Origin of the sequence: Wolbachia endosymbiont (group A) of Volucella inflata, assembly GCF_947250665.1 — a bacterium.
GTDB lineage: Bacteria > Pseudomonadota > Alphaproteobacteria > Rickettsiales > Anaplasmataceae > Wolbachia > Wolbachia pipientis.
Map to the genome: position 1 here is coordinate 1,193,676 of NZ_OX366338.1, position 26,272 is coordinate 1,219,947.

Consider the following 26,272-nt stretch of genomic DNA (forward strand, 5'->3'; position numbering starts at 1 on the left):
GATCTTACACTAAATGAATGTTTTTGATGAGGTTGCATAGAAGCTGGATTCCAGCGTCACGCGCTGGAATGACAACTGCGTTTTTTGTTTTTTTGTCATCAAATACTCCTACTCTTTATGTCATCCAAGTGTCCTGACTACTTGGATCCAAGAAATTTAATTGTTTTAAATTTTTCCCTCTATACACCTATTTAAAATTTATGTTATCCACATGTGCAATATAATCTATAATAACGTTTATCAATACAATATATTAAAAAATATTATGAGCTTCGTGAAAGAAAAAAACACCCCTGTGATGGAGCAGTATTTGAACCTGAAAGCTCAATACAAGGATCATCTGCTATTTTATAGGCTAGGAGATTTTTATGAATTGTTTTTCGATGATGCTATTAAAGCTGCGAAATTGCTGAATATAGTGCTAACCAAGAGAGGTAATTCGTGTGGGCAGGACATACCAATGTGTGGAGTGCCAGCACACAGTAGTGAATCTTACCTACACAAGCTAATAGATTTAGGATTCAAAGTAGCAATCTGTGACCAATTAGAAACTGCTGATGAAGCAAAAAAGAGGGGCTATAAATCCATAGTAAAACGTGATGTAGTGCGAGTTGTAACTCCAGGTACAATTATAGAAGATTCACTACTGGAGGATAAAAGCAATAATTATCTCGCGTCCATAGTTGAACAAAATGACGAATATGCTATTAGTTGGCTTGAATTATCGACGGGAAAATTTTTTCACACTTTAACGAGTTTGAAAGCTCTAGATAGTGATTTATTGCGTATATCACCAAGAGAATTATTAATTTCTGAAAAATTCACTGAGGACGAAAAAATTAGATCGATTTTAAAAAATTATAAAATATCAATTACGCAACACGCACAGAGCTTTTTTGAGTATAGTAAATCTCACAGAACATTATGCGAGTTTTATAAAATCAGGGAACTTGGGAGTATAGGAAATTTCAGCAAAGTAGAAATCATGGCGTGTGGTGCACTGCTTGAATATGTCAGAGTAACACAAAGGGGCTCCATTCCAAGGCTTGAATTCCCAAAAACCTATAAGCAACAAAATTTCATGCTTATTGATGCTTCAGCAAGGAGAAATCTTGAGTTGTTTTCAACTCAATTTGGTGAAAAGAAAGGTTCACTAATTTCAGTTATTGATCATACAGTTACAGCTTCTGGTGGACGCCTGCTCAAACAAATGCTCGCTTCACCCCTTGCTTGCTCCAAGGCAATCAATTTGAGGCTCAGCACCGCTCAATTTTTTGTAAATAATCATGAGCCACGCAGAAAAATACGAGAGATATTATCTAACATTCCGGATATTGAAAGGTCTTTATCGCGCTTAATACTAGGGCGTGGTTCACCAAAGGATATGAACCTATTGAAAATAGGCCTAGGAAAGACTTTAGAATTGTCTGAGTTCTTATGTAAAATTGAATCAGGTGAAAATGGATCTCTCCCCCAACAATATGTCATCCAAACTGAGATCCAGCCAGCGTCACGCGCTGGAATGACAGTAAAATCAGACGAGAGTGAACTAAGCACAATACATAAAAGCCTTGGCAATGATAAAGACCTATTTGAACTGTTAAATAGTGCTATACTCGATAATAACCTCAGTTCCGTGAAAGAAGGAGGATTTATTCACTCAAAATACAACTCAGAATTATCTGAGTTATCCTACATATTAAATAATAGTAATAAACTAATAACCAAACTCCGTGAATCTTATCGCGACCTAACTGGCATTGCCGCACTCAAAATATTACACAACAACATACTTGGTTATTACGTTGAAGTGTCGGCAAATCACAAAATAACTTCGGATATATTTATTCATAGGCAAAGCTTAGCAAATAGCATGCGCTACACTACTAATGAATTGAAAGAACTAGAAAATAAAATTCTTACGGCACGTGATGCTGCAATCGGCTTAGAAATGAAAATTTTTAGTGAACTGTGTAGTGAAGTCGCTAAAGAATCTGAAAAAATTGCTCTTGCTGCAAATGCTTTGGCAAAACTTGATATTAGAACCGCATTTGCAGAGCTTGCAGTGCAAAATAATTACGTAAAACCCATTATTGATAACAGCAAAGAGTTCAATATCTGTAGCGGAAGACATCCAGTGGTTGAAGTTAACGATAAATTCATTGCAAATAGCATCAATTTAGCTGGTATACATCTAATTACTGGTCCTAATATGGCTGGAAAAAGCACTTTCTTGAGGCAAAACGCTCTCATTGCAATTTTAGCTCACATGGGGTCATTTGTGCCAGCAGAGAGTGCACATATTGGAGTGATTGACAAGATATTCAGCAGGGTTGGCGCAACGGATAATATAACAGCTGGTTATTCTACCTTCATGGTAGAGATGATCGAAACAGCAACGATAGTAAATCAGGCAACGGACCGTTCCTTGGTGATACTTGATGAAATTGGTAGGGGCACAGGGGTGTATGATGGATTATCTATTGCACAGGCAGTGATTGAACATATTCACAATGTAAATAAGTGCCGCGCCATTTTTGCAACTCATTATCATGAATTAACTAAAGTAAGCAAATACTTGAAGAACGTGAAATGTTTTTGTGTAAAAATAAGAGAGTGGAACGGAGAGGTTATTTTTCTACATGAAGTAATTGAAGGCATTGCAGATGAGTCATATGGAATACATGTAGCAAAACTTGCTGGTTTTCCTGATTCTGTTTTAAATAGAGCAAGTGAAGTGTTTGAGGAGCTGAAGGCTTGAATCATTATTATAAGTGAAGAATTACCTATACAATCGTGGTAGTAGCTATAGAAACGAAAAACTTACTTGACACCCTTCGCCAGCGCCCTTATCATGATAGTGAAGCTATTGTATTTGCTTTCGCCAATCTGCAGATTAAAAGGTAAGGATTACTTAATGTATCGGCGTCTTATGTTTAATTTTTTGCAGTATATAGATACTGTATGTCTTTACAAAACTTCATCTACATCTAGATTTTTATCTAAATAAGCTGAACGCGCTTATAAAGCGTTACAAGACATCAAAAAATGCCAATACTCGACAGAGATAGTAAAAGACTAGCTAACTCGGGGATTCTTTGTCTTTTTTTCTGCTTAGTAAACTTCTTAAACATTTGCAGCGTAAGTTAGTTGCAATTAAAAGCAGCTTAATCTTGCTTGTCAAGCGTTTAAAACATAAAAAACGCCAATATTTTAAAGCGGATAATAACCCCAGGGCTTCTTTTGCCTTTTTTTTTATTTGGTAAATTTCTTAATATTTATAGCTAAACGACAATCGTCATCCCGCTACTTGTTAGCGGGATCTAGAGATACCGCGGCGGTATGACGTAGGACTGCTGTCATCCCAGTCTGGGATCTATTTTGCATGTAACTCCAATTGTGTTTTGGCATAAAACGCGACGCGTATTAGACTTATTTGCAAGCAAAGCTTGCTAGGCTCTGTGGACAAAATTTTAGAGAAGCCATACAAGAGCTCCAACAAAATTGAGAAAACCCATAAAAACCTCAGCAGTTTTATCAAATCTGGAAAAAATGCGCCTAAAATTTTTAATTTTACCAAAAAAACACTCAATCAAATGACGTTCTTTGTAGATATGCTCATCGTAATACCTTTGCACTTTTCGATTCCGTTTTGGCGGAATAACTACTGTACATCCCTTGTCTTCAAGACTTGTAACAAAGGCATTGCTATCGTAGCCCTTGTCAGCTACTACAGTAGAGTTATAGATACTTTCGGTCAACACTTGTGCCTGCGTAATTTCATTTCTTTGACCAGGAGTCAGAGTAAATTTAAGTGGATTTCCAAGTGCATCGACAATCGCATGTATTTTAGTTGTAAAGCCACCTTTGCTCCTCCCTAAAGCTTCTTGATCCTTGGAGTTTTTTGTATATCCAGATGAACATGGATGGCCTCGGATGATCGTACCGTCGATTATAGCAACTTCTAAATCAGGCTCTTGTTTAGTATATTCAAGCAATTTTTTCCAGACATCTCTTTCACACCATCTTTTAAATCGCTTATGTATACTCCTGTAATTACCATAAGTTTTTGGTAAAAGTCTCCATTGGCAACCACTTCGCACTATGTACCACACTGCCTCTATGAATATTCTTAAACGTTTTTCATCTTTGCTGTGCATTCCTTTTACGCTTTTTATGAACTCTAAAATTTGTTTCCAATTTTCCTCTTTGATGTAATATTGCATATGGTAGTTTCTCCATTTTTTACCTATTAGGCTAAACTACCATCTTTTTCTCTCTTTTCATATTTTTTGTCCACAGAGCCTAGATCCAAGTAGTCAGGGCACTGGGATGACAGGAGAAGGAAGCACTGGGATTGGGATGGAAAAGGCTATTTGTGTGATGCCAATGAGTGATAGAAAGTTCTGCAAGAAGTCATTAATTGCAAAAATTTAATATAAGTGGTAAAGTAGAACCACTGAATAAAAAACATATGTTAATTAATACAACGTCGGAGCTGGAGGACATATGTGAGGGGTTGATAGCAAAAAAGCCAAAATTTATAGCAGTTGACACGGAGTTCATTAGAAATAATTTAATCTACTACCCAAAATTATCGTTAATTCAAATTTCTTACGGAGAGAAGAGTTTTATTGTAGACGCATTAGTGCCAGAAATTGATTTATCATTCATTAAGAAAATAATGCTAAATCAGGGGATAACCAAAGTGTTTCATAGCTGCCGGCAGGATATAGAATCCTTACTCACTGTGTTTAAATGTATTCCCACTCCCATTTTTGATACCCAAGTTGCTGCTATGTTTTGTCATTATTATCATGACTTTATTGGTTACTCAAAAGTAGTGGAGCAATATCAAGGAATAGCACTGGATAAAATTAAAGCTAAAAATTCAGATTGGTTAAGGCGTCCGTTGTCCGAAGATCAGTTAGATTATGCAGTAAACGACGTGGTACACCTATATGACCTATACCAAATATTGTGCAATAAACTTGAAGAAAATAATAGGATGGGTTGGTTTCAAGAAGAGATGGAATCAATAGTTGATATAAATAAGTATTTACATAGCCCAAAAGATGCATGGAAGAGGATTAAATTTAATTATGGAGTAAATCCAAGATTGATACTAACTGTTAAAGCAGTTAGTGAGTGGCAAGAAACCTTAGCACAGCGCTATAATATGAACCGTAATAAAATAATCAATAATGCTGTAATAGCTGATTTTATTGAAAAAAATGTAGAGCATGTTGATGAGATTTTAGATGATCTCAAGAGGAATACAAAAAATATAAAAGATGCGGATTTACTAGAGTTTGTGAATATTTTTAATGAAAATGAGAGAAATTGGATGCAGCAAAACAACACCTTATCGAGTAATTATGACAAATCTGTACTTGATATACTCTCAATTATTTTAGATAGTAAATGTAAAGAAAGTAACATATCAAGGAAATTAGTTTCTTCAAAAGATGAGTTAACCGGGTCAATATCTGGACAGACAGATAAATTATTCAAGGGATGGAGATATGATTTTTTTGGCAGGTCAGTTGAATCATTTTTGAACACAAGCTCAAAATTTGAGATTTCAGCAGTGAAATCCGCAAATAATATAACCAAAATTCAGAGTAATTTAGTGGAGAATAACTGTTGCTAAAGTAACTTAGATTTATCGACAATCGTCATCCCGCTACGTGTTAGTGGCTAAGAGATACCGCGGCGGTATGACGGTTAAGTAGGGTGTCATCCCAGTGCCCTGACTACTTGGATCCAGGAAAATTGATTGTGCACTATACAACATAAAAGCTAGATTCCAGACTGGGATGACACCACCTACAAATTGCAATGTTCGTATAGTTAGTGCGACCCGAAAGTCGTGATTTTGTGATGGTTAAATTCCATCTTCCCTAGACATCGGGGATAATGTATGTCTCACATTTTAGAGAGTGGCAACCTCTAGGATGCAAGCATGAGATAAAAGCAGGTAACACTAAACCTTATAGTGAATCCCTGCAAACAGAGTTAGATATGGTTACGAGAGGAACCAATGCCTGAATTGTCGTAACGAACGATATGCGAAATAAGGTTGGTTAACGCATAGACCAAAAGGTACGGAGAAAGTGGATAATTAGAACTTGACTGGTCTGATTAAGATGTTTCCCATCTCCCGGCAAAAAGTTGGAACCTAAGTCTAACATGAAACAATTTCATGGAACGGAGTAACATTATAGATGCTCTTATTCTTTAAGCAGGGAGCCACCCGTATGCACCTATAATGAGGGATTGTCTAAGAAGCCAAGGCCTAAAGTAATGTTTAGGATATGCTGACGTGGACACTGTAATTTGGAAGGTAAAGTTGTGAGTAGTGGTTAATATGTTATGAGCCAACATTAAGTGTTAGGTATGAATGAATACGACTTCTCTAGGCTCTGTGGACAAAATTTTAGAGAAGCCATACAAGAGCTCCAACAAAATTGAGAAAACCCATAAAAACCTCAGCAGTTTTATCAAATCTGGAAAAAATGCGCCTAAAATTTTTAATTTTACCAAAAAAACACTCAATCAAATGACGTTCTTTGTAGATATGCTCATCGTAATACCTTTGCACTTTTCGATTCCGTTTTGGCGGAATAACTACTGTACATCCCTTGTCTTCAAGACTTGTAACAAAGGCATTGCTATCGTAGCCCTTGTCAGCTACTACAGTAGAGTTATAGATACTTTCGGTCAACACTTGTGCCTGCGTAATTTCATTTCTTTGACCAGGAGTCAGAGTAAATTTAAGTGGATTTCCAAGTGCATCGACAAGCGCATGTATTTTAGTTGTAAAGCCACCTTTGCTCCTCCCTAAAGCTTCTTGATCCTTGGAGTTTTTTGTATATCCAGATGAACATGGATGGCCTCGGATGATCGTACCGTCGATTATAGCAACTTCTAAATCAGGCTCTTGTTTAGTATATTCAAGCAATTTTTTCCAGACATCTCTTTCACACCATCTTTTAAATCGCTTATGTATACTCCTGTAATTACCATAAGTTTTTGGTAAAAGTCTCCATTGGCAACCACTTCGCACTATGTACCACACTGCCTCTATGAATATTCTTAAACGTTTTTCATCTTTGCTGTGCATTCCTTTTACGCTTTTTATGAACTCTAAAATTTGTTTCCAATTTTCCTCTTTGATGTAATATTGCATATGGTAGTTTCTCCATTTTTTACCTATTAGGCTAAACTACCATCTTTTTCTCTCTTTTCATATTTTTTGTCCACAGAGCCTAGTAATATAGAGAATGCTGTATTTAAGCTATAAAAACAAATTTACCAAGCTTTGAAATGTTAATTACATGGAGAAGTATGTATGACAAACACCAAGTTAGAGAGAAGCCGGATGTGGTGAAAGTCACAAGTCCGGTTTTGAAGTCGAGTGGGGAGAGGTGACTTTCTCCACTTAGATAACTGTGCTTGACACTGGGATCTAGAAAATCTAGTTAATATATATAGAGAAACCTTAGCTATAGTTTCAAAAGAAGTCGAATGTATTTTGTTATATGATTATAAGTCTAACAGGCGGAATTGGGGTAGGAAAGAGCTTTGTAGCTAATTGCTTTCAAGAGTTTGGTGCTGTTGTATTTGATGCTGATTCTGTTGTACACCAACTTTATAAAGTGGATAAAAACATAATAAGTTATGCAGAGAAAAATTTTCCTGGAGTGGTAGTAAATGGTGAAATAGATAGAACAGTACTGTCTAAATATTTCTTAGCCTACGATGAAAATTGGAAACAATTTCAATCTTTGGTTCACTCTGCTGTGCTGCGTGAATTAGAATTTTTTATTGCCAAGGAAAAAAAGATCGATAGAAAACTTTTAGTTTTAGATGTGCCACTTCTATTAGAAACAAAATTTTATTTATATTGCGACCTTATTGTTTTTGTTCATGCAGATAGCGTTGTGCAAGCTCAAAGACTTAACGAACGCAACATAGATAAAGAAAAGCTTAATCTAATCTCCGATGTTCAGTTATCTATTGAGGAGAAAAGGAAGATGAGTGACTTTATTATCGATACCAGTGTAAGCAAAGAGTATGTTTTTTCTCAAGTAAAAGATATAGTGGATTCATTAAACCTAAACACGTAGCTCTAGGTGTATGGTCCCAGAGTGTGATGGTGTGGATTTAGTATAAATAATTCTGGAGACTGTGTCCACTGATAACATATAAATTCATAAGGAGTAAGACCCTTAAGAGTTTTGAGTCTCTTTGCATAATTATAAGCCATAACAAAGTTATAAAGGTGTTCTTTAAGTTGCTGGTGCGATTGATAGTAATACTTCTTAACTGTAGCATCCTTTAAAGTTTTATTCATACGCTCGACTTGCCCATTCGTCCAAGGATGGCTAACTTTTGTCAAACGATGTTCAATAACATTCTCTTCGCAAACTCTATCAAATATATGTTGGAAAGCATACTTATGACGCTTCTGGTTTGTAAATTGTATACCGTTATCTGTCAAAATAGTATGGATTTTATACGGTAAAATTCTAATCAAATTACGTAAGAACTCAGCAGCTATGGGTTTTGTAGCACTGTTACGCAACTCAACATAGGTAAATTTGGATGTCCTATCAATAGCAACAAACAAATGTAATTTGCCCTCCTCAGTTCTAACTTCAGCAATATCAATATGAAAGTAACCGATAGGATATTGTTTGAATTTCTTTTTTGACTTAACTTCTCCATCAACAGTTGGTAATCTGCTAATGTTGTGTCTTTGTAAACAACGATACAAGCTAGAGCGAGTCAAATGCGGAATTGTAGACTGCAGAGCGTAAAGGCAATCATCTAGTGGCAGTAGTGTATACTTGCGAAATGTAACTATTATAGCTTCCTCTTCTAGCGTTAAAACAGTCGATCTTGGACGCTTTGGACCCATATCAGCATCTTTCGTAAATGAACGTTTTCTCCACTTAATAATAGTTTTTGGATTAAGGTTATAATGCTTGGAGAGTTTTGCTATGCTCTCTTTTCTATTTTGTATTGCTCTACGAATCGTCTGTGTTGTTTTGGCGCACCCATGTAATATTTGTCCCATAACTCCTCCTTTGATGGTATTTTTTTCTCATATTTTATCATACCATCACACTCTGGGACTGTACACCTACGTCATACCGCCGCGGTATCTCTAGATCCCGCTAACAAGCAGCGGGATAACGGTTGTCAGGGTAGCTGTCATCCCAGCAGCCTCCCTCCCCTGTCATCCAAGTAGCCCCCTATGGTGTCATCCCAGTGCCCAGACACTGGGATCCAGGAAAATTGATTGTGCACTATAGCAACATTTTTGATCAAAAACTGGATTCCAGTGTCAAGCACTGGAATGACACCCTTCCGGTGGGAACTGCTCTCAAACTACAACAGCGTGAGTAGCTATAGAAGCTTTAATGATACAAGCATCGAACAGACGAAATCTGTCAAATCAGAAAGAAACACACAAATTTAAGTTTTTAGTAGTTTTCAAGTATAGTTGTACAGGGAGCGCCTTTGCAGTTATGACCGACATTTTCAATGGTGCCTAAGTGCCCGTATGCAAGGATGGTTTTGGAAGGAACGGTCAAATCATTGATGGAGTCATTTAGACTACCTCGGTTAGGAGATTGTACTATCAACCGTTCCAAGCTGAAGCGTTTCCCTATTACAAATTATATGTAGGAGTTGTAAGTTAAAAACGTGATATAAAAGAGATAAGAGAGAAAGATAACCCTGCTCACTAGGAATAGGGCTATCACGGGCGTGCGCGACCGAAAGGAAATTGGTATTACAACCGTTGGTATCAAGGTACGCTAGCCCTATCTCTCGATACGTTTGAATAGTTGCTTGGGACATATATATGCACCCGTTTACAATCTTAAATTAACTAAAACTATCGAGGTTTATTATGGTTACATCTTATCAAAATTTTATTGGCATTGACATCGGAAAATTTAAAAATGTCGTTGCAATTCACAAACAGAAGAATGCTGTCGAATTTGATAATAATGCTTCTGGTTGGCAACAATTATTTCAAGAGTTTTCAGATATTCTACCTAATGCTTTAGTGACTTTAGAAAATACAGGGAAATATGAGCTTGGCTTATCACATTTTCTTACCGACAAAAATATTGCCGTGCATCGAGCTAATACTCGTAAAGTAAAAAGCTTTATTTTATCTCACGGAACTTTAGGCTCTGTGGACAAAATTTTAGAGAAGCCATACAAGAGCTCCAACAAAATTGAGAAAACCCATAAAAACCTCAGCAGTTTTATCAAATCTGGAAAAAATGCGCCTAAAATTTTTAATTTTACCAAAAAAACACTCAATCAAATGACGTTCTTTGTAGATATGCTCATCGTAATACCTTTGCACTTTTCGATTCCGTTTTGGCGGAATAACTACTGTACATCCCTTGTCTTCAAGACTTGTAACAAAGGCATTGCTATCGTAGCCCTTGTCAGCTACTACAGTAGAGTTATAGATACTTTCGGTCAACACTTGTGCCTGCGTAATTTCATTTCTTTGACCAGGAGTCAGAGTAAATTTAAGTGGATTTCCAAGTGCATCGACAATCGCATGTATTTTAGTTGTAAAGCCACCTTTGCTCCTCCCTAAAGCTTCTTGATCCTTGGAGTTTTTTGTATATCCAGATGAACATGGATGGCCTCGGATGATCGTACCGTCGATTATAGCAACTTCTAAATCAGGCTCTTGTTTAGTATATTCAAGCAATTTTTTCCAGACATCTCTTTCACACCATCTTTTAAATCGCTTATGTATACTCCTGTAATTACCATAAGTTTTTGGTAAAAGTCTCCATTGGCAACCACTTCGCACTATGTACCACACTGCCTCTATGAATATTCTTAAACGTTTTTCATCTTTGCTGTGCATTCCTTTTACGCTTTTTATGAACTCTAAAATTTGTTTCCAATTTTCCTCTTTGATGTAATATTGCATATGGTAGTTTCTCCATTTTTTACCTATTAGGCTAAACTACCATCTTTTTCTCTCTTTTCATATTTTTTGTCCACAGAGCCTAGCAAAGTCTGATAGATCAGATGCAAGAGCTCTTGCTCAATATGGATTTGAACGCCATAGAACTATCTCTCTATTTGTACCTACCTCTACAGAACAATCAACTTTGGCTGCACTTTGTCAACGTCGTGATGATATTACGCAAATGAGAACTCAAGAAAAATGCAGACTTGAAGCACCGGAAAATGATCATATAAAAGAAAGCTGTCAAAAGACCATTGAGTTTTTCGATAGTCAAATAAACGAACTCAATGATACTATACAAAAGATTATTGATGAAAGCCGCGAATTACAACAACGCCAAAAAATTCTTAAAACAGTTCCTGGAATAGGTAAAAAGTTATCACAAGATTTTTTGTGTTTAATGCCAGAGCTTGGTTACTTAAACAGAAAAGAAGTAGCAAGTCTTGCCGGAGTTGCACCGCATCCAAAAGAAAGTGGTAAAGCTGTTGGTTACCGAAGGATTACAGGTGGTAGAAGTAACGTTCGTTCAAAGCTCTTTACAGCCGCTATGGCTGCTACAAGGTCAAAATCTATACTTGGCGCCTTTTATTCTAAGCTTGTTGAAAGTGGTAAGAAGAAGATGGTGGCTATAACAGCCCTAATGCTTAAAATTATAGTAATTGCTAATACAAGACTTAAAGAAGCAATTAATTTGCATACTTAAAAATCTTCACAACGGTAACTGAAATCGGCTAATGAATATGTGCGTCCACACAGACTTAAAGCACATATTCATTAGCTTAAGCAGAAATTGCTGTGGTAGCTGTTTGATATAAAATTCTATTTCTATGACAAACGGGTTTTTATTGCCCATATAATTTGCAAAATTACACAAATAAAAAAATTTTTAAAAAACATAGTTGATATCAACTATACTTCTTTTTACCATTGTTTATATTTCCTATTCACATATATTAATATTTTACTCACTTAAAGTAAGCTAACTACCGTTATTAATATTTTTGTAATAAAAATTGTATATGGTGCATATAATCAAATTAAGAGGAAGATTGTGGAAATTACGCCATCAATAAAAAAAGAATTGAAGCAAAGTACTCTATATATTTGTCTAGAAAAATGCAAAAGTGCATTTTGGTTCATCTTTTGGTTTAGTGCGGGAATCAATTTATTAATGTTATTCCTACCACTTTATACCTCTCAAGTGCTTGATCGGGTGATATCAAGCGAAAGTGTGTCAACATTAACTATGCTGACAATTATCACTTTATCTGCATTTGCATGTTCTGCAATGCTTGAAACTTGTCGATATTTAGCCATGGCAAAAATAGGTGATTGGATCGATAAAACTGCAACACCAGATCTGATAGTAAGGTCAATCAGGCTAACGTCAGTGCAGAGCTCAACTTCAAGTGGTGAAGCAATACGAGATCTCGGGGTAATAAAAAATTTCATTACAGGAAATGGTATATTCTCACTGTTTGATACTCCATGGTCGTTAATTTACCTTGTTGTGATTTTCATGATACACACCTCCACGGGGTTTATAGCTATTGCTGGAATTATTATATTAGTCTCTATGGCAATATGGAATGAACTTGCCACTAAACGAATATTACAAGAAACCAACGAAGAAACTATACGGAATATCAATGCTATAGATGTTGCAACAAGAAATGCAGAAGTAGTTGAAGCTATGGGCATGTCAGAATTCATAGTCTCTGATTGGTGTAAACGAAATGATCAGAATCGAGCAATGCAAATTAAAGCACAAAATCGCTCTAATGTAATTACTGGAATCACTAAGTTTTTGCGCTCAACTCTGCAAATATCAGTAATTGGAACAGGTGCATTACTTGCAATTACAGCTCATAAAACTGCTGGTAGCATCATCGCTGCTTCAATTTTAATGGGTAGAGTGTTAGCACCATTTGACGCTGCGGTTCATACTTGGAAGTTTTTAAATCAGGCTAGAATGTCATATGGAAGGCTACAAAGACTTATATTAACATCGCCAAAAAGAGAGCAAACGATGGCTCTACCAGAACCTGAAGGAAAATTGGAATTTGATAGAGTATTTTTTACTCCTTATGGAAGCAATAAGCCAACAGTAAAAGGAATATCATTTATTATAGAACCAGGGGACGTAGTAGGTGTGATTGGTGCAAGTGCTTCTGGTAAATCCACTATCGCAAAATTAACTGTTGGTGTATGGAAGCCAATATCTGGTGTAGTCAGACTAGATGGCGCTGATGTATATACTTGGAATCGAGAAAATTTTGGTAATTATGTTGGCTACTTACCTCAAGATATTGAGTTATTTAACACTAGTATCAAAGCTAATATTGCTCGCATGAGACCAGATCCAAATCCTGAAGAAATAATCAAAGCAGCAAAAATTGCAGGAATACATGAACTAATACTAAGCTTACCAAATGGATATGATACAACAATAGGAGGTCTTGGAGGAGTAACGCTCTCTGGCGGCCAAAAACAGCTTCTTGGACTTGCCAGAGCTTTTTATGGTCACACAAAACTTTTAGTACTTGATGAACCAAACGCTAACTTAGATAGCAATGGAGAGGCATGCTTAATTAATGCAATTGGCATTGCAAGAAAGCAAAATACTACTACTGTTATCATCACTCACAAGCTACCGTTATTGTCCGTAGTTGATAAGGTGATCCTCATGTCAGATGGTGTTATTTACGCTATGGGCCCAAAAGATGAGATTTTGAGCAAATTAGTTGCTCCATCATCAAGTACCACAGAAGATGAGAGCTCTTCAGCAAATGGTTAGTTTACTTACAATAAATTCTGTATCTGAAATAACAACTGTTCCAGAAAAATATATATTTCTTTACCATTAGAAATAATATTACAAGAATAGTAAATAGATTAATAACTCTTATTAATTAAAGTCAATCGGCAGATATAGCTAAAGTGGCTTAGGTTTACCTACAATTTGAAAAACAACAAATTCTTCTTAATGAATTTTCTTAATTTGTTATCTAAATAACTTAATATTAGTGGTAATTTTATAAAAAAATTATAATATAAATAATGTTGCTGCGAAAATTTATAACAATATTTCCCTCTAACGTTTAATGAATTTCAATAAATTGCCTTTTTAATTCTAGGCTCTGTGGACAAAAAATATGAAAAGAGAGAAAAAGATGGTAGTTTAGCCTAATAGGTAAAAAATGGAGAAACTACCATATGCAATATTACATCAAAGAGGAAAATTGGAAACAAATTTTAGAGTTCATAAAAAGCGTAAAAGGAATGCACAGCAAAGATGAAAAACGTTTAAGAATATTCATAGAGGCAGTGTGGTACATAGTGCGAAGTGGTTGCCAATGGAGACTTTTACCAAAAACTTATGGTAATTACAGGAGTATACATAAGCGATTTAAAAGATGGTGTGAAAGAGATGTCTGGAAAAAATTGCTTGAATATACTAAACAAGAGCCTGATTTAGAAGTTGCTATAATCGACGGTACGATCATCCGAGCCCATCCATGTTCATCTGGATATACAAAAAACTCCAAGGATCAAGAAGCTTTAGGGAGGAGCAAAGGTGGCTTTACAACTAAAATACATGCGCTTGTCGATGCACTTGGAAATCCACTTAAATTTACTCTGACTCCTGGTCAAAGAAATGAAATTACGCAGGCACAAGTGTTGACCGAAAGTATCTATAACTCTACTGTAGTAGCTGACAAGGGCTACGATAGCAATGCCTTTGTTACAAGTCTTGAAGACAAGGGATGTACAGTAGTTATTCCGCCAAAACGGAATCGAAAAGTGCAAAGGTATTACGATGAGCATATCTACAAAGAACGTCATTTGATTGAGTGTTTTTTTGGTAAAATTAAAAATTTTAGGCGCATTTTTTCCAGATTTGATAAAACTGCTGAGGTTTTTATGGGTTTTCTCAATTTTGTTGGAGCTCTTGTATGGCTTCTCTAAAATTTTGTCCACAGAGCCTAGATAAGTATATGCTTTGTTAATATGTTTAGTTCAAAATCCAAAAGTAAGTTTATGCTTTCTATTGGAGAAGAAGGCATAATGTTACTATATTTTAAAAATAATACTTTAAATAAAAGGTATTTTGTTAAGGGCAAAAACGATAAAGCAGTTTCCGATTTAATTTCATGTCTTTCGTCAGATAAAAAAGCACCTTTATACCTGGTGCTTAATCATGCAGATCAAAATTACTCGCTACAGTTTATTACAAGGGCAAACAAGATTAGTGCCTATCTATCAGCAAAAACAAAGATGGAGCATTTTTCTCGTAATAATGACATAAGTTCAGTTTTTTTGGTTGAGAAGCCAAACAAATTCAATCAAAACTGGTGCTATCTTCTTGTTTCATCAAAAGCAAAGCATTTAGTAGAATATTGGTTGAATGTGTTTATTGAGATAGGCTCCAACTTTAAGGGAATATTAATGTTTCCTATAGAAATAAGTAATATAACAAAAAAGATTCTACATAAAGATCCTAATAATTGGAAAATTATAGTTGCTGCAACTAAAACGGGAGGCTATAGACAAGTGGTTCTTAAAGAGAATAAAATGGTATTTACGCGTTTAACATCATTTACTAATGATAATTTACCAGGAATTATCGCTGGTGGAATATATCAGGAAGTGCAAGATACTATTCGATCCTTAACTAAGTTTGGGTTTGAAAAAAATAACCCTATCGACCTTTGTATCATAGTGTCAGAAGATATTAAAGCTAGTTTATCAGTCATAAATTTTTCAGAGAACAGTGTGAACATATTAACTCCATATGAGTTAGGCAAACTATTAGGAGCAGAACTAGCTATAAGTGAAAAAGATAACTTTTGCGATACCATAATTTTGTTTCATAGCTTTAAGAATAAATTAGCAGCTATTTTTAATACAAAGGAAACTAAAGAATTTTATCTATTCAATTACCTTTATTTAAACTCTCCTCGAATTTTTCTATACTTCGCCCTGGTTTTAGTTATAACAAACACCCTTTGTTTGCTAAATTTGTATTCAAATTTTAATGTCGCTGATAATTTATCAGCAAAGCAGAACACCTTAAATAACCAATTAACAAAACTTAGCCAAAGCTATAATGTAAAAAAAATAGATGAAATTTATGATTTTATTAATATCAATAATATTTTATCAAAAATAGAATACTCTCCTCTTACACAAGTTAAGTATGTAGAAAAGTTAAAAATACCAGGTATAGAGCTTCGATCATTTGAATGGAATTATAATGAGGCAAAAAGTTATATTACCACAACTTTAAAGTTTAATTTTCAATCCGGTAAAAATATTTCTCATCAATACGAGAAACTACGAAAAAATTTAAACGATAATTTTCGTACCTATGACATTAATATTTCTAGCTTACCTGCTGCCAAAGAGCAAAATCTATCTATTGATGTTGAAATAGGAGAGGCAATGTAGATTAATGACTATCTCTCAATTAAAAAGAAAAGCTACAATTCAGTTTATATCGTATTTGTTATTATCTGTTGGATTAATAGGGTTATTAACATATGTTGTTATCTATAACGAAAAGATTTATAATAAAAACCAAATTGCGATTGATAAAATACGTTCTATTAATTTACAGATTACTGGAATTCAAAAAAAGGAAGTTGTTCTAAATAAAAACCTAGATTTATGGAAAAAAATTTCTTCTTCAAATTTACACAGTAGCAGATACATTGCAAATTTAAATTTCGAGCTTAGCAAGTTATATAAAAAGTACTATATATTAGAACCTGAAATATCAATTTCTATACCCGAAGAAGTTGAGCTCCACAACAAAAGTGAACGCACAAAAGTAATAAAAAGTGAAGTGGTCCTAAATTTAAGCTCAATCAGCGATAAGCATATTTTTTTATTTCTACAGTCTATTCCAAATCTGCCCGGTTATGTTATGATCAAATCTCTTATTTTAAATAAGCAGAGAAATATTGATGCTGCAACTATGAATCAGATTTTGAATGGTAATATGATAGAGATAGTGAGAGCTAATATAGTCTTTGATTGGTATACTATATTAAGTAGATAAGGTGATGAACATAAAGCTGTTTTTTATTTTTACGCTACTCATTTCCAATGTTAATGCATATTGCAGTTGTGAAGATATCATAGAAAGCATAGCAATTTGTAAGGAGTATTCTTGCCGACAATATATTGGCAATGAAGATTTTATTGAGCATAAAATATTAGGATTAAATAGTGGAAATTTATGCGTATATATAGAAAAACAAGGTGATGATGAAATGGTTTGTCATCATTCTCAGTATGGAATGATGATAGAAAAAAGATATTTTGAAAGTATTCTTAAAGTTGGCAATCAAGAAATTGATGATTTTATTGATATAGCAAATTTGCGTGCAAAAGAGTGTTTCTTTATCAACAATCAAAAACTAAGCTATACAGATCGGGACGATATAATAAGAGAAGCAGTGGAAAGTGACTTTGACGTTTTGTCACAATATAGTAACGTAAAAAGCATTTTTTTTGATGAAGAGCCAGTTAATAGAATGGTCAATGAAATGGAAAAGTTCAATTTACGATCTTCAAGAGCTGCAAAAGAGGAGGTATCAGATAATTTCAACGGTAAGGTAGTGAGTTTAGACTCAATTTTATATCTTTCTCCCGATACATGGAAAATATGGGTAAATGGAAAGTTGTTTATAAACACTAAGGATTTAAAAGTGCACTCAGTCACTGAAAATTATGTAACTTTTGTATGGACCGTAGATCAAAAAGCAATAAAAAAGCATGCGAATGATTCTCAAAATGTATATTTTGGATATGGGAGTATTATGTTTACGCTTTATCCAAAACAAAAATTTGACTTGGATAGCTTATCTATTAAATAATTTAGTATATGGCCAAAGTGACTTACGACAATTTGAAAAATCGTCATCCCGCTGCTTGTTAGCTGATGAGATACCGCGGCGGTATGACGGTCCGCTACGTGTTAGCGGGATCTAGAGATACCGCAGGTGGGTAGCTATACATGCGCTTGTAGCTCAGTTGGATAGAGCATTGCCCTCCGGAGGCAAAGGCCGTGGGTTCAAATCCCTCCAAGCGCACTTTTAATAAAATTTGACAATAGTACTTTCATATAAGATAATAAAGGGATTTATTTAGAACATAATTATGTCTGGTGGTACCATAAACAAAGTCATACTAGTTGGTAATTTAGGAAAAGATCCTGAAATTAGGACTACACAAAATGGAAAAGAAATGGCAAGTTTTTCAATAGCCACATCTGAAAGTTGGACTGACAAACTTTCCGGTATGCGCTCTGAAAAGACAGAGTGGCATAATATCGTAATTTTTAGTGAAGGATTAGTAAAAATCGTCAAAGATTTTGCACGTAAAGGCAGTAAAGTTTATGTTGAAGGTTCTTTGAGAACTAGAAAATGGACTGACCAAAACGGTAGTGAAAGATACACAACAGAGGTGGTTCTATATAATTTTAATAGCGCTCTTACTCTCTTGGATTCACGAAATAGTGCGCCAAATCCTGATTACAAGCCAAGTGAATACAAACAAGGTGAAACAGAACAAAAAGATAAACACGAAAGTTTTGACAACGATATAAAAGATGAACTACTCGACGATGAAATACCATTTTAACAATTTAAATTGAAATCTACATTTTTATGGACTGCTTGTGTTACTCCTTTTAATTGCAATGGGGATAGCATAGATTATAGCAGTTTGCAGCGTTTACTGACAATGCAAGTTAAAGCTGAAAATGGCGTAGTGTTGCTAGGTAGCACAGGTGAGAGCCTATCGCTTACTGATTCTGAAAAGCGTACATTAGTTGAATTCGTATGTAAGCTAAAATTAAATACGAAAATTATAATTGGCGTACCAGGAGTGAATCTATATCAGACTCTTGAATGGCTTGATTTTTGCAAGGGTATGCCTATTCACGGCTATCTAATGACAACTCCCATTTATGCAAAGCCCGGAATTATGGGGCAGACTTTATGGTTTGAAAAGCTACTTGAAAAAGCACATGTGCCGGCTATGTTTTACAATATTCCATCGAGAGCAGGAGTGAGTCTTCACGCTGAAACTGTACGCAACTTATCCAGTCACGAAAAATTTTGGGCTATCAAAGATTCAAGTGGCACTGTTGATACTTTAACTCAGTATAAGAAAGTTGCACCAAATATTGAGGTCTTTTGCGGAGATGATAATATGATATCTGATATGGCCGCTTATGGTGCGGCTGGCCTGGTTTCCGTTGCTGCCAATGTTTGGCCACGCATAGCGCATGAATACGTTAAGCAATGTCTGAACGACGAACTCTCTTCACTGTCATTCCAGCGCGTGACGCTGGAATCCAGAAGGAAACCTGTTCAAATGACAGGAAATGACATGAAAAGTTCAACAGATATCTGGCAACAGGCTTGCGAAGCGTTATTTACTGCCAGCAACCCAATACCTACTAAAGCACTTTTGCATGATATTGGTCTTATAGAACATCAAACTGTCCGCCTACCGCTCAGCACAGAAGACTTGCCGTCTGTTGATGAGATAAAAAAAGCAACCGAAATAATTCTAAATTTGGAGAAAGTTAATCATTGTTGTCATCCTATGGCTTGACCCACAACTGTACGAACACTGCAATATGGTACGATATCACATAGTAAACGACGTCATGAAGGTAGCTGACACTGGTTCCTTTATGACGGCAGTGCTTGACACTGGGATGGCTTTGTTGCATCGCACCTTATGCGGTAGTAATTTACGATAAATTCATGTAGGTGTATGGTCCCAGAGTGTGATGGTGTGGATTTAGTATAAATAATTCTGGAGACTGTGTCCACTGATAACATATAAATTCATAAGGAGTAAGACCCTTAAGAGTTTTGAGTCTCTTTGCATAATTATAAGCCATAACAAAGTTATAAAGGTGTTCTTTAAGTTGCTGGTGCGATTGATAGTAATACTTCTTAACTGTAGCATCCTTTAAAGTTTTATTCATACGCTCGACTTGCCCATTCGTCCAAGGATGGCTAACTTTTGTCAAACGATGTTCAATAACATTCTCTTCGCAAACTCTATCAAATATATGTTGTAGCACTGTTACGCAACTCAACATAGGTAAATTTGGATGTCCTATCAATAGCAACAAACAAATGTAATTTGCCCTCCTCAGTTCTAACTTCAGCAATATCAATATGAAAGTAACCGATAGGATATTGTTTGAATTTCTTTTTTGACTTAACTTCTCCATCAACAGTTGGTAATCTGCTAATGTTGTGTCTTTGTAAACAACGATGCAAGCTAGAGCGAGTCAAATGCGGAATTGTAGACTGCAGAGCGTAAAGGCAATCATCTAGTGGCAGTAGTGTATACTTGCGAAATGTAACTATTATAGCTTCCTCTTCTAGCGTTAAAACAGTCGATCTTGGACGCTTTGGACCCATATCAGCATCTTTCGTAAATGAACGTTTTCTCCACTTAATAATAGTTTTTGGATTAAGGTTATAATGCTTGGAGAGTTTTGCTACGCTCTCTTTTCTATTTTGTATTGCTCTACGAATCGTCTGTGTTGTTTTGGCGCACCCATGTAATATTTGTCCCATAACTCCTCCTTTGATGGTATTTTTTTCTCATATTTTATCATACCATCACACTCTGGGACTGTACACCTAGAGGTAGTATTCATATCTTCTGATAATAACTGGGTAGCTTATTGCCATAGCTCCTGTAAAATGACTTCTAAACAAACTATTTCTTAAGTAATTTACACTTCAGAGTTTATCTGCTTTAAAGTTTACTCTATTCTGTTTCAGCATTTGTCATAAATCCTTAATTGTTTCTGACTTTTTAGTTCAGTTTTTAACCATTCTTTCCTTAACTTAATGGCAGTGGACCTCGTCATCCCGCTACTTGTTAGCGGGATCTCTTGTTAGCGGCTGAGATACCGCGAATGAATCGCGGTATGACGGTTCGCGGCGGTATGGACGTAGGAAAACCTTTCTTGGGTCAGCTATAGAGACTCTCATCTTTAGCGAGCTTCAAGGTAATTGGTTGCTATTTGCGAAAATATTCGCATAATTTAAGTAACATTACTTAATAAAAATTAACTATGGAGCTTAATAAGATTGCAGCATCGATTTTACTTTCTGGGCTAATCATTATGATAGTTAGTAATGTAGTTGATATGCTTTACAGTCCAGAAGAATATAAGATTGAACACCAAACGATAGTAGCTGCTGGCAGCAATGAGTTCCAGCAAAAAATCGAGCAAGTGGCGCTTGATATTGGAGCGCTCATGCAGAATGCTAGCTTTGAGAAAGGTAAATCAGCAGCAAAAAAATGTATAGCCTGCCATAGTTTTGAGAAAGGTGGAATGAATAAAGTAGGACCAAACTTATGGAACATAGTTGGAAATAAAAAGGCCCATCTTGGTAACTCATTCAATTACTCAAAAGCAGTGCTTGAAAGAGGTGGAAAATGGGGGTATGAGGAGCTATTTGCCTTTTTAAAGAACCCAAAAGCCTATATAAAAGGTACACGTATGGCATTTGCAGGTATTTCCAATCCACAAGAAATTGCAGATCTAGTTAGTTATTTGCATCAATTGAGTGATAGCCCGGTTGCTTTGCCAAAGTAGTATGGATTATTGTAAATTGTTTGATGGAAATAATGGTCACATAGCATATCGAAAGCTACAAGGAAAGAAAGCTTCTGTAGTTTTTTTCGGTGGATTTGCATCCAATATGGATGGAACTAAAGCAACTGCTATTTACAAATTTTGCCAAGAAAATGACGTAGCACTTGTGCTATTTGATTATTTTGGTCACGGTCATTCAAGTGGTAATTTTATTGATTACACGATAAGTGATTGGCAAAAAAATTGTGCTAAAGTAATGAGTGAATTAACTAGCGATAAACAAATAATTATAGGTTCAAGTATGGGAGGATGGCTGATGTTGCTCACTGCCCTTCAATTTCCAGAAAAAATTGCAGCACTAATTGGTATATCGTCTGCTCCCGATTTTACTGAAGATTTGATATTCAAGCAATTGTCAGGCAAGCAAAAAGAAGAACTAGATTCTAAAGGTGTAATAGATTTTACTTCAGAGCATTGTACATACAAAATAACTAAAAATTTGATCGAAGATGGCAGAAAGAACCTTCTTTTAAACAAAAAGACAATAGATATAAACTGTCCTGTGCGCTTGCTGCATAGCATTAATGATAAAGATGTTCCTTATCAAACTTCATTGAATTTAGCTGAAAAAATTAAGTCAACCGATGTTGAAGTACACTTAATAAAATCAGCAGAGCACAATATGTCTGACAATCATTCACTGGAAGTTTTATTTAAGACCATTAGAGAATTTTGTAACCAGACTGCATTCTGTGATTTTTAGCAAAACACGATTTTTCATTTGAGCTTTCTTCAACTTAAAATAAATACAGAAAATTGCTGCCTATAGCTAAACTGACTTAGATTTACCGACAATTTGAAAAACCGTCATCCCGCTACGTGTTAGCGGCTGAGATACCGCGGCGGTATGACGGTTCGCACCATCACACTTTGGAACCTTACAGATATTGAGCAAATCCAATAATATCCTTGATTTCTTTTATATTATGGGTTGCAATTTCTGCTGCTTTCTTTGTGCCTTTTTTTAATATTTCATGTAAATGGAATTGGTCTTTTAAAAGATCATTCATTTTCTCACGTATGGGTGATATAACACTGATAATTAAATCAGCTAACTCTTTTTTGAAGTGCTTCATGTCATGTTTGTTCACTTCTTCACATACTTTTTCCGCATTTACATTACTAAGCACTGAATAAATGTTTATCAAATTGCTTATTTCTGGTCGGCACTCTAAAGTAGCAAAGCCTAGAATTGAATCTGTTTTTGCTTTTTCTATTTTTTTAACAATTAAGTCATCCGTATCATCAAGGTTAATGCACGAATATTCTGAAGGGTCAGATTTACTCATCTTGCTTGTACCATCTCTTAAGCTCATTATCCTTGATGTGCAATCCAAAGTTAAGATTTCAGGTACGATAAAATGATCCAGCTTATAATGATTGTTAAAAGCTGATGCAATATCACGTGCAAGCTCCAAATGCTGTTTTTGATCATCACCAACAGGAACGTATTTAGTTTGATACAACAATATATCTGCAGCCATAAGTACTGGATAACTATATAATCCAAGAGAGGCTTTTTGTTTATCGCTGCCAGCTTTATCTTTAAATTGAGTCATGCGATTAAGCCAACCAATTGGTGTATAGCATCCAAGCAGCCAGCCCAGTTCTGCATGACCACTAACTGTGGACTGACTAAAAATAATGGACTTTTCTGGATCTATTCCGCATGCAATATAAGCTGCTGCTGTTTTGAAAATATTACTTTTTAATTCACTTGCGGGAAGCTTATTTGCTGTGATTGCGTGTAGGTCGACAATACAAAAAAGAGATTTGTATTTATCCTGTAAGTCTATCCACTGTTTGATTGCACCAAGATAATTACCTAAATGTAGTACGCCACTTGGCTGGATACCTGAAAAGACAATACTTGTCATTATACATTTACCTCATGCTAATCGCTTCCACAATCAGCAGATTTCTTAGAAAGAATAACCATTGCAGGACGGAGCAACCTATTTTTGATAGTATAACCAGTTTGTAGTACTTCTACAATGGTGCCAGGCTTTTTTTCATTGTCTTCTCTTTCCACAACAGCTTGGTGTAAATTACTATCAAAAAGCTCACCAAGTGGATCTACTTCCTCTATTCCATGTTTTTTTAGATCATTTATAATTTTTTGATAAGCTACTTTAATCCCCTCATGAACAGGATCACCGTCTTTCAAAATTTCCATTACTCTTTTTAAATTGTCGCACGAGTCGATCATATCACGTGCAAGTTTTGTGACTGCGTAGTCACTTGCATCGCTAATTTGCTTTTGCATTATACGTTTGATGTTTTCATTATCTGCAACAGCACGGCGTAAATGATCTTCAAGCTGAACTGCACGTTCTTTTAATGTATTGAGATCTTCATTTAAATCATCAGTTTGCTTATGGTTATCACTTTGTTGGTCGTCACCTTTCTGCCTACTTACCATATCAGCAAACTTCTTCTTTTTCTCCTTACTGCTATCTGACATATCATTACCCTTAAGAATCTAATAAATATATAACAATTAATCTGAAAATATCAAGCGCCAGCTACATTCGTCTTTCTATGCTCGCATTTAAAAAGTTAATTAAAGTAGTTTTATAAAAAGAATCAGAAAAAGTACTAATATCATTTTGTGCCATATTAATGTAGTGTCTAGCTTTTTCCATAGAAAGCTGAATGGCATTATGGTGATTAATATAGTGTAATGCTTGGTCAAAATTGTGTCTAGCTGAAGAAAAGCATTTTTCCCAGAATTTTTGCTCTGCTGGACTGCCCTTTTCGTATGCTATAATAGCAGGTAAGGTGACTTTACCTTCGAAAAAGTCTTTTCCGACTTGCTTTCCAGAAGTGCCTTGATTAGCAGTATAATCGAGCATATCATCAACTATTTGAAATGCCATACCAAAATTAAAACCAAAATTCTTTAGCCTCTCTGTTTCGTCATTTGTTGCACCAGATACTGTTGATGCAGCTTCACAGCATGCAGAAAATAAAGATGCTGTCTTTTCTCCAATGATATCAAAATAATTTTCCCTGACTGTGTGGGGGTCAAAGCGTGCTGTCATCTGCTTTATTTCACCCTTCACAAGTAAATGCGATGCTTTAGATAAAATAGAGAGAATATTTAAATTTCCACACTCTATAAGCCATCTAAATGCTAGAGTCAACAATAGATCACCAACTAAAATGCTTGATTTATTTCCCCAAATCTTATTCGCTGTTTTAACTCCATGGCGTGCCTCACTTTCATCGAGCACATCATCATGAAGTAAAGTAGCATTGTGTATAAACTCTACCGATGCAGCAACGTTGATCCTATTCTCCCCAGAATAGTTTAACATTTTACATATAATAAAAACTAGTTTAGGCCTTATTTTTTTTCCACCTGACCTAACAAGATGAGATATAATATCAGTAGCAAGCTTAGCATCTTCATCATTGACATTTTTGAAGACAAAGTCATTCATAGCTGACAAATCAGAAGATACAATATCGTCTAATTTATCGCTGTTTGTTAAATCAGTATTTAGCATTTTAAGAGACTTATGCCTCTTGCCCTTGTGCTTTCTCGTTCTCTACTTTCTTCTTTTCTGTTTTCTTTGGTTCTGTTTCTAAAGTTACTATGCCTTTTTTGATAAACCACAGTACTCTTTCAGTTGCCTGCGCGCCTACACTTAGCCAATGTTTTAATCTATCAGCTTTCACCACAACACGATTTTTATTGTCTTTTGGTAACATTGGATCATATTGTCCTATTTTCTCAATAAAACGCCCATCTCTTGGTGCTCGTGAATCAGCTATAACTATCCTATAAAAAGGGCGTTTCTTTGCGCCAAACCTCGCCAACCTTATTTTAACTGCCATGTTAACCTTTATTCATATATTAGCCACAATTTTATACAATGAGCCGTTTTAAGTCAAATGAATTATACAACTTTTGCACCTTATAATATAATTACCAATAATGTAGGGCAGTGCCGGGTGCACAGCTATACGAACATTCATTTTTGAAGGTAAATTGCACAGCAAATGGTGTCATTCCAGTGCTTGACACTGGAATCCAGCCTTTTTTTAATCATTAAAACGTTGTATTTTAACATAAAACGGCTACTTTTATGCTTACCAACTTAATAAAATTCCTGGATCCCAGTGTCTGGGCACTGGGATGACATCCTTTCTAGTGAAGATTGCTCTCAAATCGCAATGTTCGTACAGTTGGTGCGACCCGAAAGTCGTGATTTTGTGATGGTTAAATTCCATCTTCCCTAGGCTCTGTGGACAAAAAATATGAAAAGAGAGAAAAAGATGGTAGTTTAGCCTAATAGGTAAAAAATGGAGAAACTACCATATGCAATATTACATCAAAGAGGAAAATTGGAAACAAATTTTAGAGTTCATAAAAAGCGTAAAAGGAATGCACAGCAAAGATGAAAAACGTTTAAGAATATTCATAGAGGCAGTGTGGTACATAGTGCGAAGTGGTTGCCAATGGAGACTTTTACCAAAAACTTATGGTAATTACAGGAGTATACATAAGCGATTTAAAAGATGATGTGAAA

Annotated in this window: 21 protein-coding genes, 1 tRNA gene and 3 pseudogenes; 16 read left to right on the forward strand and 9 right to left on the reverse strand. The window is 35.4% G+C overall.

What is annotated here, in order from left to right; translation table 11 throughout:
* The first annotated feature begins 265 nt into the window (after window positions 1–265).
* The gene (mutS, locus tag OOK85_RS06150) at window positions 266–2,761 is read left to right on the forward strand and encodes a DNA mismatch repair protein MutS (protein WP_264702787.1); all 2,496 of its coding nucleotides are present in this window, start codon (window positions 266–268) and stop codon (window positions 2,759–2,761) included.
* A gap of 712 nt (window positions 2,762–3,473) precedes the next feature.
* Here mutS and OOK85_RS06155 read toward each other — a convergent pair.
* Window positions 3,474–4,226 carry an IS5 family transposase gene (locus OOK85_RS06155; protein WP_264702789.1) on the reverse strand — a complete coding sequence of 251 codons (753 nt, stop codon included), beginning with the start codon at window positions 4,224–4,226 and terminating at the stop codon, window positions 3,474–3,476.
* Window positions 4,227–4,474: 248 nt separating this feature from the next.
* Between OOK85_RS06155 and OOK85_RS06160 the strand changes: the two genes are divergently transcribed.
* Window positions 4,475–5,653 carry a ribonuclease D gene (locus tag OOK85_RS06160; RefSeq protein ID WP_264702791.1) on the forward strand — a complete coding sequence of 393 codons (1,179 nt, stop codon included), beginning with the start codon at window positions 4,475–4,477 and terminating at the stop codon, window positions 5,651–5,653.
* 786 nt (window positions 5,654–6,439) lie between these two features.
* Here OOK85_RS06160 and OOK85_RS06165 read toward each other — a convergent pair.
* On the reverse strand, window positions 6,440–7,192 hold the full coding sequence (locus OOK85_RS06165) for an IS5 family transposase (RefSeq protein ID WP_264702164.1): 753 nt from the start codon (window positions 7,190–7,192) through the stop codon (window positions 6,440–6,442).
* Between the two features lie 352 nt (window positions 7,193–7,544).
* Here OOK85_RS06165 and coaE point away from each other — a divergent pair, with 352 nt between their 5' ends.
* Window positions 7,545–8,132 carry a dephospho-CoA kinase gene (gene coaE / locus OOK85_RS06170; RefSeq protein WP_264702793.1) on the forward strand — a complete coding sequence of 196 codons (588 nt, stop codon included), beginning with the start codon at window positions 7,545–7,547 and terminating at the stop codon, window positions 8,130–8,132.
* A gap of 2 nt (window positions 8,133–8,134) precedes the next feature.
* Here coaE and OOK85_RS06175 read toward each other — a convergent pair whose 3' ends face one another.
* Window positions 8,135–9,085: an IS481 family transposase gene (locus OOK85_RS06175; RefSeq protein ID WP_264702795.1), complete on the reverse strand. Its 951-nt coding sequence runs from the start codon at window positions 9,083–9,085 to the stop codon at window positions 8,135–8,137.
* A gap of 840 nt (window positions 9,086–9,925) precedes the next feature.
* On the opposite strand from OOK85_RS06175, the pseudogene OOK85_RS06180 reads away from it, so the two are divergent.
* A pseudogene (locus OOK85_RS06180) lies at window positions 9,926–10,225 on the forward strand (IS110 family transposase); the annotation flags it as partial.
* Between the two features lie 3 nt (window positions 10,226–10,228).
* On the opposite strand, the gene OOK85_RS06185 reads toward OOK85_RS06180, so the two are convergent.
* Window positions 10,229–10,981: an IS5 family transposase gene (locus OOK85_RS06185; protein ID WP_264702789.1), complete on the reverse strand. Its 753-nt coding sequence runs from the start codon at window positions 10,979–10,981 to the stop codon at window positions 10,229–10,231.
* Window positions 10,982–10,991: 10 nt separating this feature from the next.
* Here OOK85_RS06185 and OOK85_RS06190 point away from each other — a divergent pair.
* The 9 genes and pseudogenes from OOK85_RS06190 to dapA form a co-directional block, all read left to right on the forward strand.
* Window positions 10,992–11,726, forward strand: a pseudogene (locus OOK85_RS06190) (transposase); the annotation flags it as partial.
* Window positions 11,727–12,074: 348 nt separating this feature from the next.
* Window positions 12,075–13,820 carry a type I secretion system permease/ATPase gene (locus OOK85_RS06195; protein WP_264702797.1) on the forward strand — a complete coding sequence of 582 codons (1,746 nt, stop codon included), beginning with the start codon at window positions 12,075–12,077 and terminating at the stop codon, window positions 13,818–13,820.
* Window positions 13,821–14,239: 419 nt separating this feature from the next.
* Complete coding sequence (locus OOK85_RS06200; RefSeq protein WP_264702259.1) at window positions 14,240–14,992, forward strand: IS5 family transposase; 753 nt, start codon at window positions 14,240–14,242, stop codon at window positions 14,990–14,992.
* A gap of 42 nt (window positions 14,993–15,034) precedes the next feature.
* On the forward strand, window positions 15,035–16,474 hold the full coding sequence (locus tag OOK85_RS06205) for a hypothetical protein (protein ID WP_015589193.1): 1,440 nt from the start codon (window positions 15,035–15,037) through the stop codon (window positions 16,472–16,474).
* A 4-nt stretch (window positions 16,475–16,478) separates the two neighbouring features.
* A complete protein-coding gene (locus OOK85_RS06210; protein ID WP_065094800.1) occupies window positions 16,479–17,087 on the forward strand; it encodes a hypothetical protein in 609 nt (202 codons plus the stop codon).
* A 4-nt stretch (window positions 17,088–17,091) separates the two neighbouring features.
* Entirely contained in the window at window positions 17,092–17,907 is an 816-nt protein-coding gene (locus OOK85_RS06215) for a hypothetical protein (protein WP_264704215.1), read from the forward strand.
* Between the two features lie 142 nt (window positions 17,908–18,049).
* Window positions 18,050–18,123 (forward strand) — tRNA-Arg (locus OOK85_RS06220).
* 67 nt (window positions 18,124–18,190) lie between these two features.
* On the forward strand, window positions 18,191–18,673 hold the full coding sequence (ssb, locus tag OOK85_RS06225; RefSeq protein ID WP_064125083.1) for a single-stranded DNA-binding protein: 483 nt from the start codon (window positions 18,191–18,193) through the stop codon (window positions 18,671–18,673).
* Window positions 18,674–18,682: 9 nt separating this feature from the next.
* Window positions 18,683–19,654, forward strand: a complete 972-nt coding sequence (dapA, locus tag OOK85_RS06230; protein WP_264702803.1) for a 4-hydroxy-tetrahydrodipicolinate synthase — start codon at window positions 18,683–18,685, stop codon at window positions 19,652–19,654.
* A 142-nt stretch (window positions 19,655–19,796) separates the two neighbouring features.
* On the opposite strand, the pseudogene OOK85_RS06235 reads toward dapA, so the two are convergent.
* Window positions 19,797–20,640: pseudogene (locus OOK85_RS06235) on the reverse strand (integrase core domain-containing protein).
* A gap of 506 nt (window positions 20,641–21,146) precedes the next feature.
* On the opposite strand from OOK85_RS06235, the gene OOK85_RS06240 reads away from it, so the two are divergent.
* Both OOK85_RS06240 and OOK85_RS06245 read left to right on the forward strand, forming a co-directional pair.
* Window positions 21,147–21,674 carry a c-type cytochrome gene (locus OOK85_RS06240; RefSeq protein WP_010082469.1) on the forward strand — a complete coding sequence of 176 codons (528 nt, stop codon included), beginning with the start codon at window positions 21,147–21,149 and terminating at the stop codon, window positions 21,672–21,674.
* A 1-nt stretch (window position 21,675) separates the two neighbouring features.
* Window positions 21,676–22,437 carry an alpha/beta hydrolase gene (locus OOK85_RS06245; protein WP_012673268.1) on the forward strand — a complete coding sequence of 254 codons (762 nt, stop codon included), beginning with the start codon at window positions 21,676–21,678 and terminating at the stop codon, window positions 22,435–22,437.
* A 175-nt stretch (window positions 22,438–22,612) separates the two neighbouring features.
* Here OOK85_RS06245 and trpS read toward each other — a convergent pair whose 3' ends face one another.
* The 4 genes from trpS to rpsP all read right to left on the reverse strand — a co-directional run bounded on the left by trpS (window position 22,613) and on the right by rpsP (window position 25,577).
* Window positions 22,613–23,611, reverse strand: a complete 999-nt coding sequence (trpS, locus tag OOK85_RS06250) for a tryptophan--tRNA ligase (RefSeq protein WP_264702807.1) — start codon at window positions 23,609–23,611, stop codon at window positions 22,613–22,615.
* Between the two features lie 17 nt (window positions 23,612–23,628).
* Entirely contained in the window at window positions 23,629–24,198 is a 570-nt protein-coding gene (locus tag OOK85_RS06255; protein WP_264702809.1) for a nucleotide exchange factor GrpE, read from the reverse strand.
* Between the two features lie 61 nt (window positions 24,199–24,259).
* Window positions 24,260–25,246: a polyprenyl synthetase family protein gene (locus tag OOK85_RS06260; RefSeq protein WP_010962840.1), complete on the reverse strand. Its 987-nt coding sequence runs from the start codon at window positions 25,244–25,246 to the stop codon at window positions 24,260–24,262.
* Window positions 25,247–25,256: 10 nt separating this feature from the next.
* Complete coding sequence (gene rpsP, locus OOK85_RS06265; protein ID WP_264702812.1) at window positions 25,257–25,577, reverse strand: 30S ribosomal protein S16; 321 nt, start codon at window positions 25,575–25,577, stop codon at window positions 25,257–25,259.
* 484 nt (window positions 25,578–26,061) lie between these two features.
* On the opposite strand from rpsP, the gene OOK85_RS07915 reads away from it, so the two are divergent.
* Window positions 26,062–26,265: a transposase gene (locus OOK85_RS07915; protein ID WP_406719976.1), complete on the forward strand. Its 204-nt coding sequence runs from the start codon at window positions 26,062–26,064 to the stop codon at window positions 26,263–26,265.
* Window positions 26,266–26,272: the final 7 nt, after the last annotated feature.

What these genes read in the sequence shown, in the direction of transcription:
- mutS (WP_264702787.1), top strand. Translation starts at nt 266, where the DNA reads ATGAGCTTCGTGAAAGAAAAAAACACCCCTGTGATGGAGCAGTATTTG.
- OOK85_RS06155 (WP_264702789.1), bottom strand. Translation starts at nt 4,226, where the DNA reads ATGCAATATTACATCAAAGAGGAAAATTGGAAACAAATTTTAGAGTTC.
- OOK85_RS06160 (WP_264702791.1), top strand. Translation starts at nt 4,475, where the DNA reads ATGTTAATTAATACAACGTCGGAGCTGGAGGACATATGTGAGGGGTTG.
- OOK85_RS06165 (WP_264702164.1), bottom strand. Translation starts at nt 7,192, where the DNA reads ATGCAATATTACATCAAAGAGGAAAATTGGAAACAAATTTTAGAGTTC.
- coaE (WP_264702793.1), top strand. Translation starts at nt 7,545, where the DNA reads ATGATTATAAGTCTAACAGGCGGAATTGGGGTAGGAAAGAGCTTTGTA.
- OOK85_RS06175 (WP_264702795.1), bottom strand. Translation starts at nt 9,085, where the DNA reads ATGGGACAAATATTACATGGGTGCGCCAAAACAACACAGACGATTCGT.
- OOK85_RS06185 (WP_264702789.1), bottom strand. Translation starts at nt 10,981, where the DNA reads ATGCAATATTACATCAAAGAGGAAAATTGGAAACAAATTTTAGAGTTC.
- OOK85_RS06200 (WP_264702259.1), top strand. Translation starts at nt 14,240, where the DNA reads ATGCAATATTACATCAAAGAGGAAAATTGGAAACAAATTTTAGAGTTC.
- OOK85_RS06205 (WP_015589193.1), top strand. Translation starts at nt 15,035, where the DNA reads ATGTTTAGTTCAAAATCCAAAAGTAAGTTTATGCTTTCTATTGGAGAA.
- OOK85_RS06210 (WP_065094800.1), top strand. Translation starts at nt 16,479, where the DNA reads ATGACTATCTCTCAATTAAAAAGAAAAGCTACAATTCAGTTTATATCG.
- OOK85_RS06215 (WP_264704215.1), top strand. Translation starts at nt 17,092, where the DNA reads ATGAACATAAAGCTGTTTTTTATTTTTACGCTACTCATTTCCAATGTT.
- ssb (WP_064125083.1), top strand. Translation starts at nt 18,191, where the DNA reads ATGTCTGGTGGTACCATAAACAAAGTCATACTAGTTGGTAATTTAGGA.
- OOK85_RS06240 (WP_010082469.1), top strand. Translation starts at nt 21,147, where the DNA reads ATGGAGCTTAATAAGATTGCAGCATCGATTTTACTTTCTGGGCTAATC.
- OOK85_RS06245 (WP_012673268.1), top strand. Translation starts at nt 21,676, where the DNA reads ATGGATTATTGTAAATTGTTTGATGGAAATAATGGTCACATAGCATAT.
- trpS (WP_264702807.1), bottom strand. Translation starts at nt 23,611, where the DNA reads ATGACAAGTATTGTCTTTTCAGGTATCCAGCCAAGTGGCGTACTACAT.
- OOK85_RS06255 (WP_264702809.1), bottom strand. Translation starts at nt 24,198, where the DNA reads ATGTCAGATAGCAGTAAGGAGAAAAAGAAGAAGTTTGCTGATATGGTA.
- OOK85_RS06260 (WP_010962840.1), bottom strand. Translation starts at nt 25,246, where the DNA reads ATGCTAAATACTGATTTAACAAACAGCGATAAATTAGACGATATTGTA.
- rpsP (WP_264702812.1), bottom strand. Translation starts at nt 25,577, where the DNA reads ATGGCAGTTAAAATAAGGTTGGCGAGGTTTGGCGCAAAGAAACGCCCT.
- OOK85_RS07915 (WP_406719976.1), top strand. Translation starts at nt 26,062, where the DNA reads ATGCAATATTACATCAAAGAGGAAAATTGGAAACAAATTTTAGAGTTC.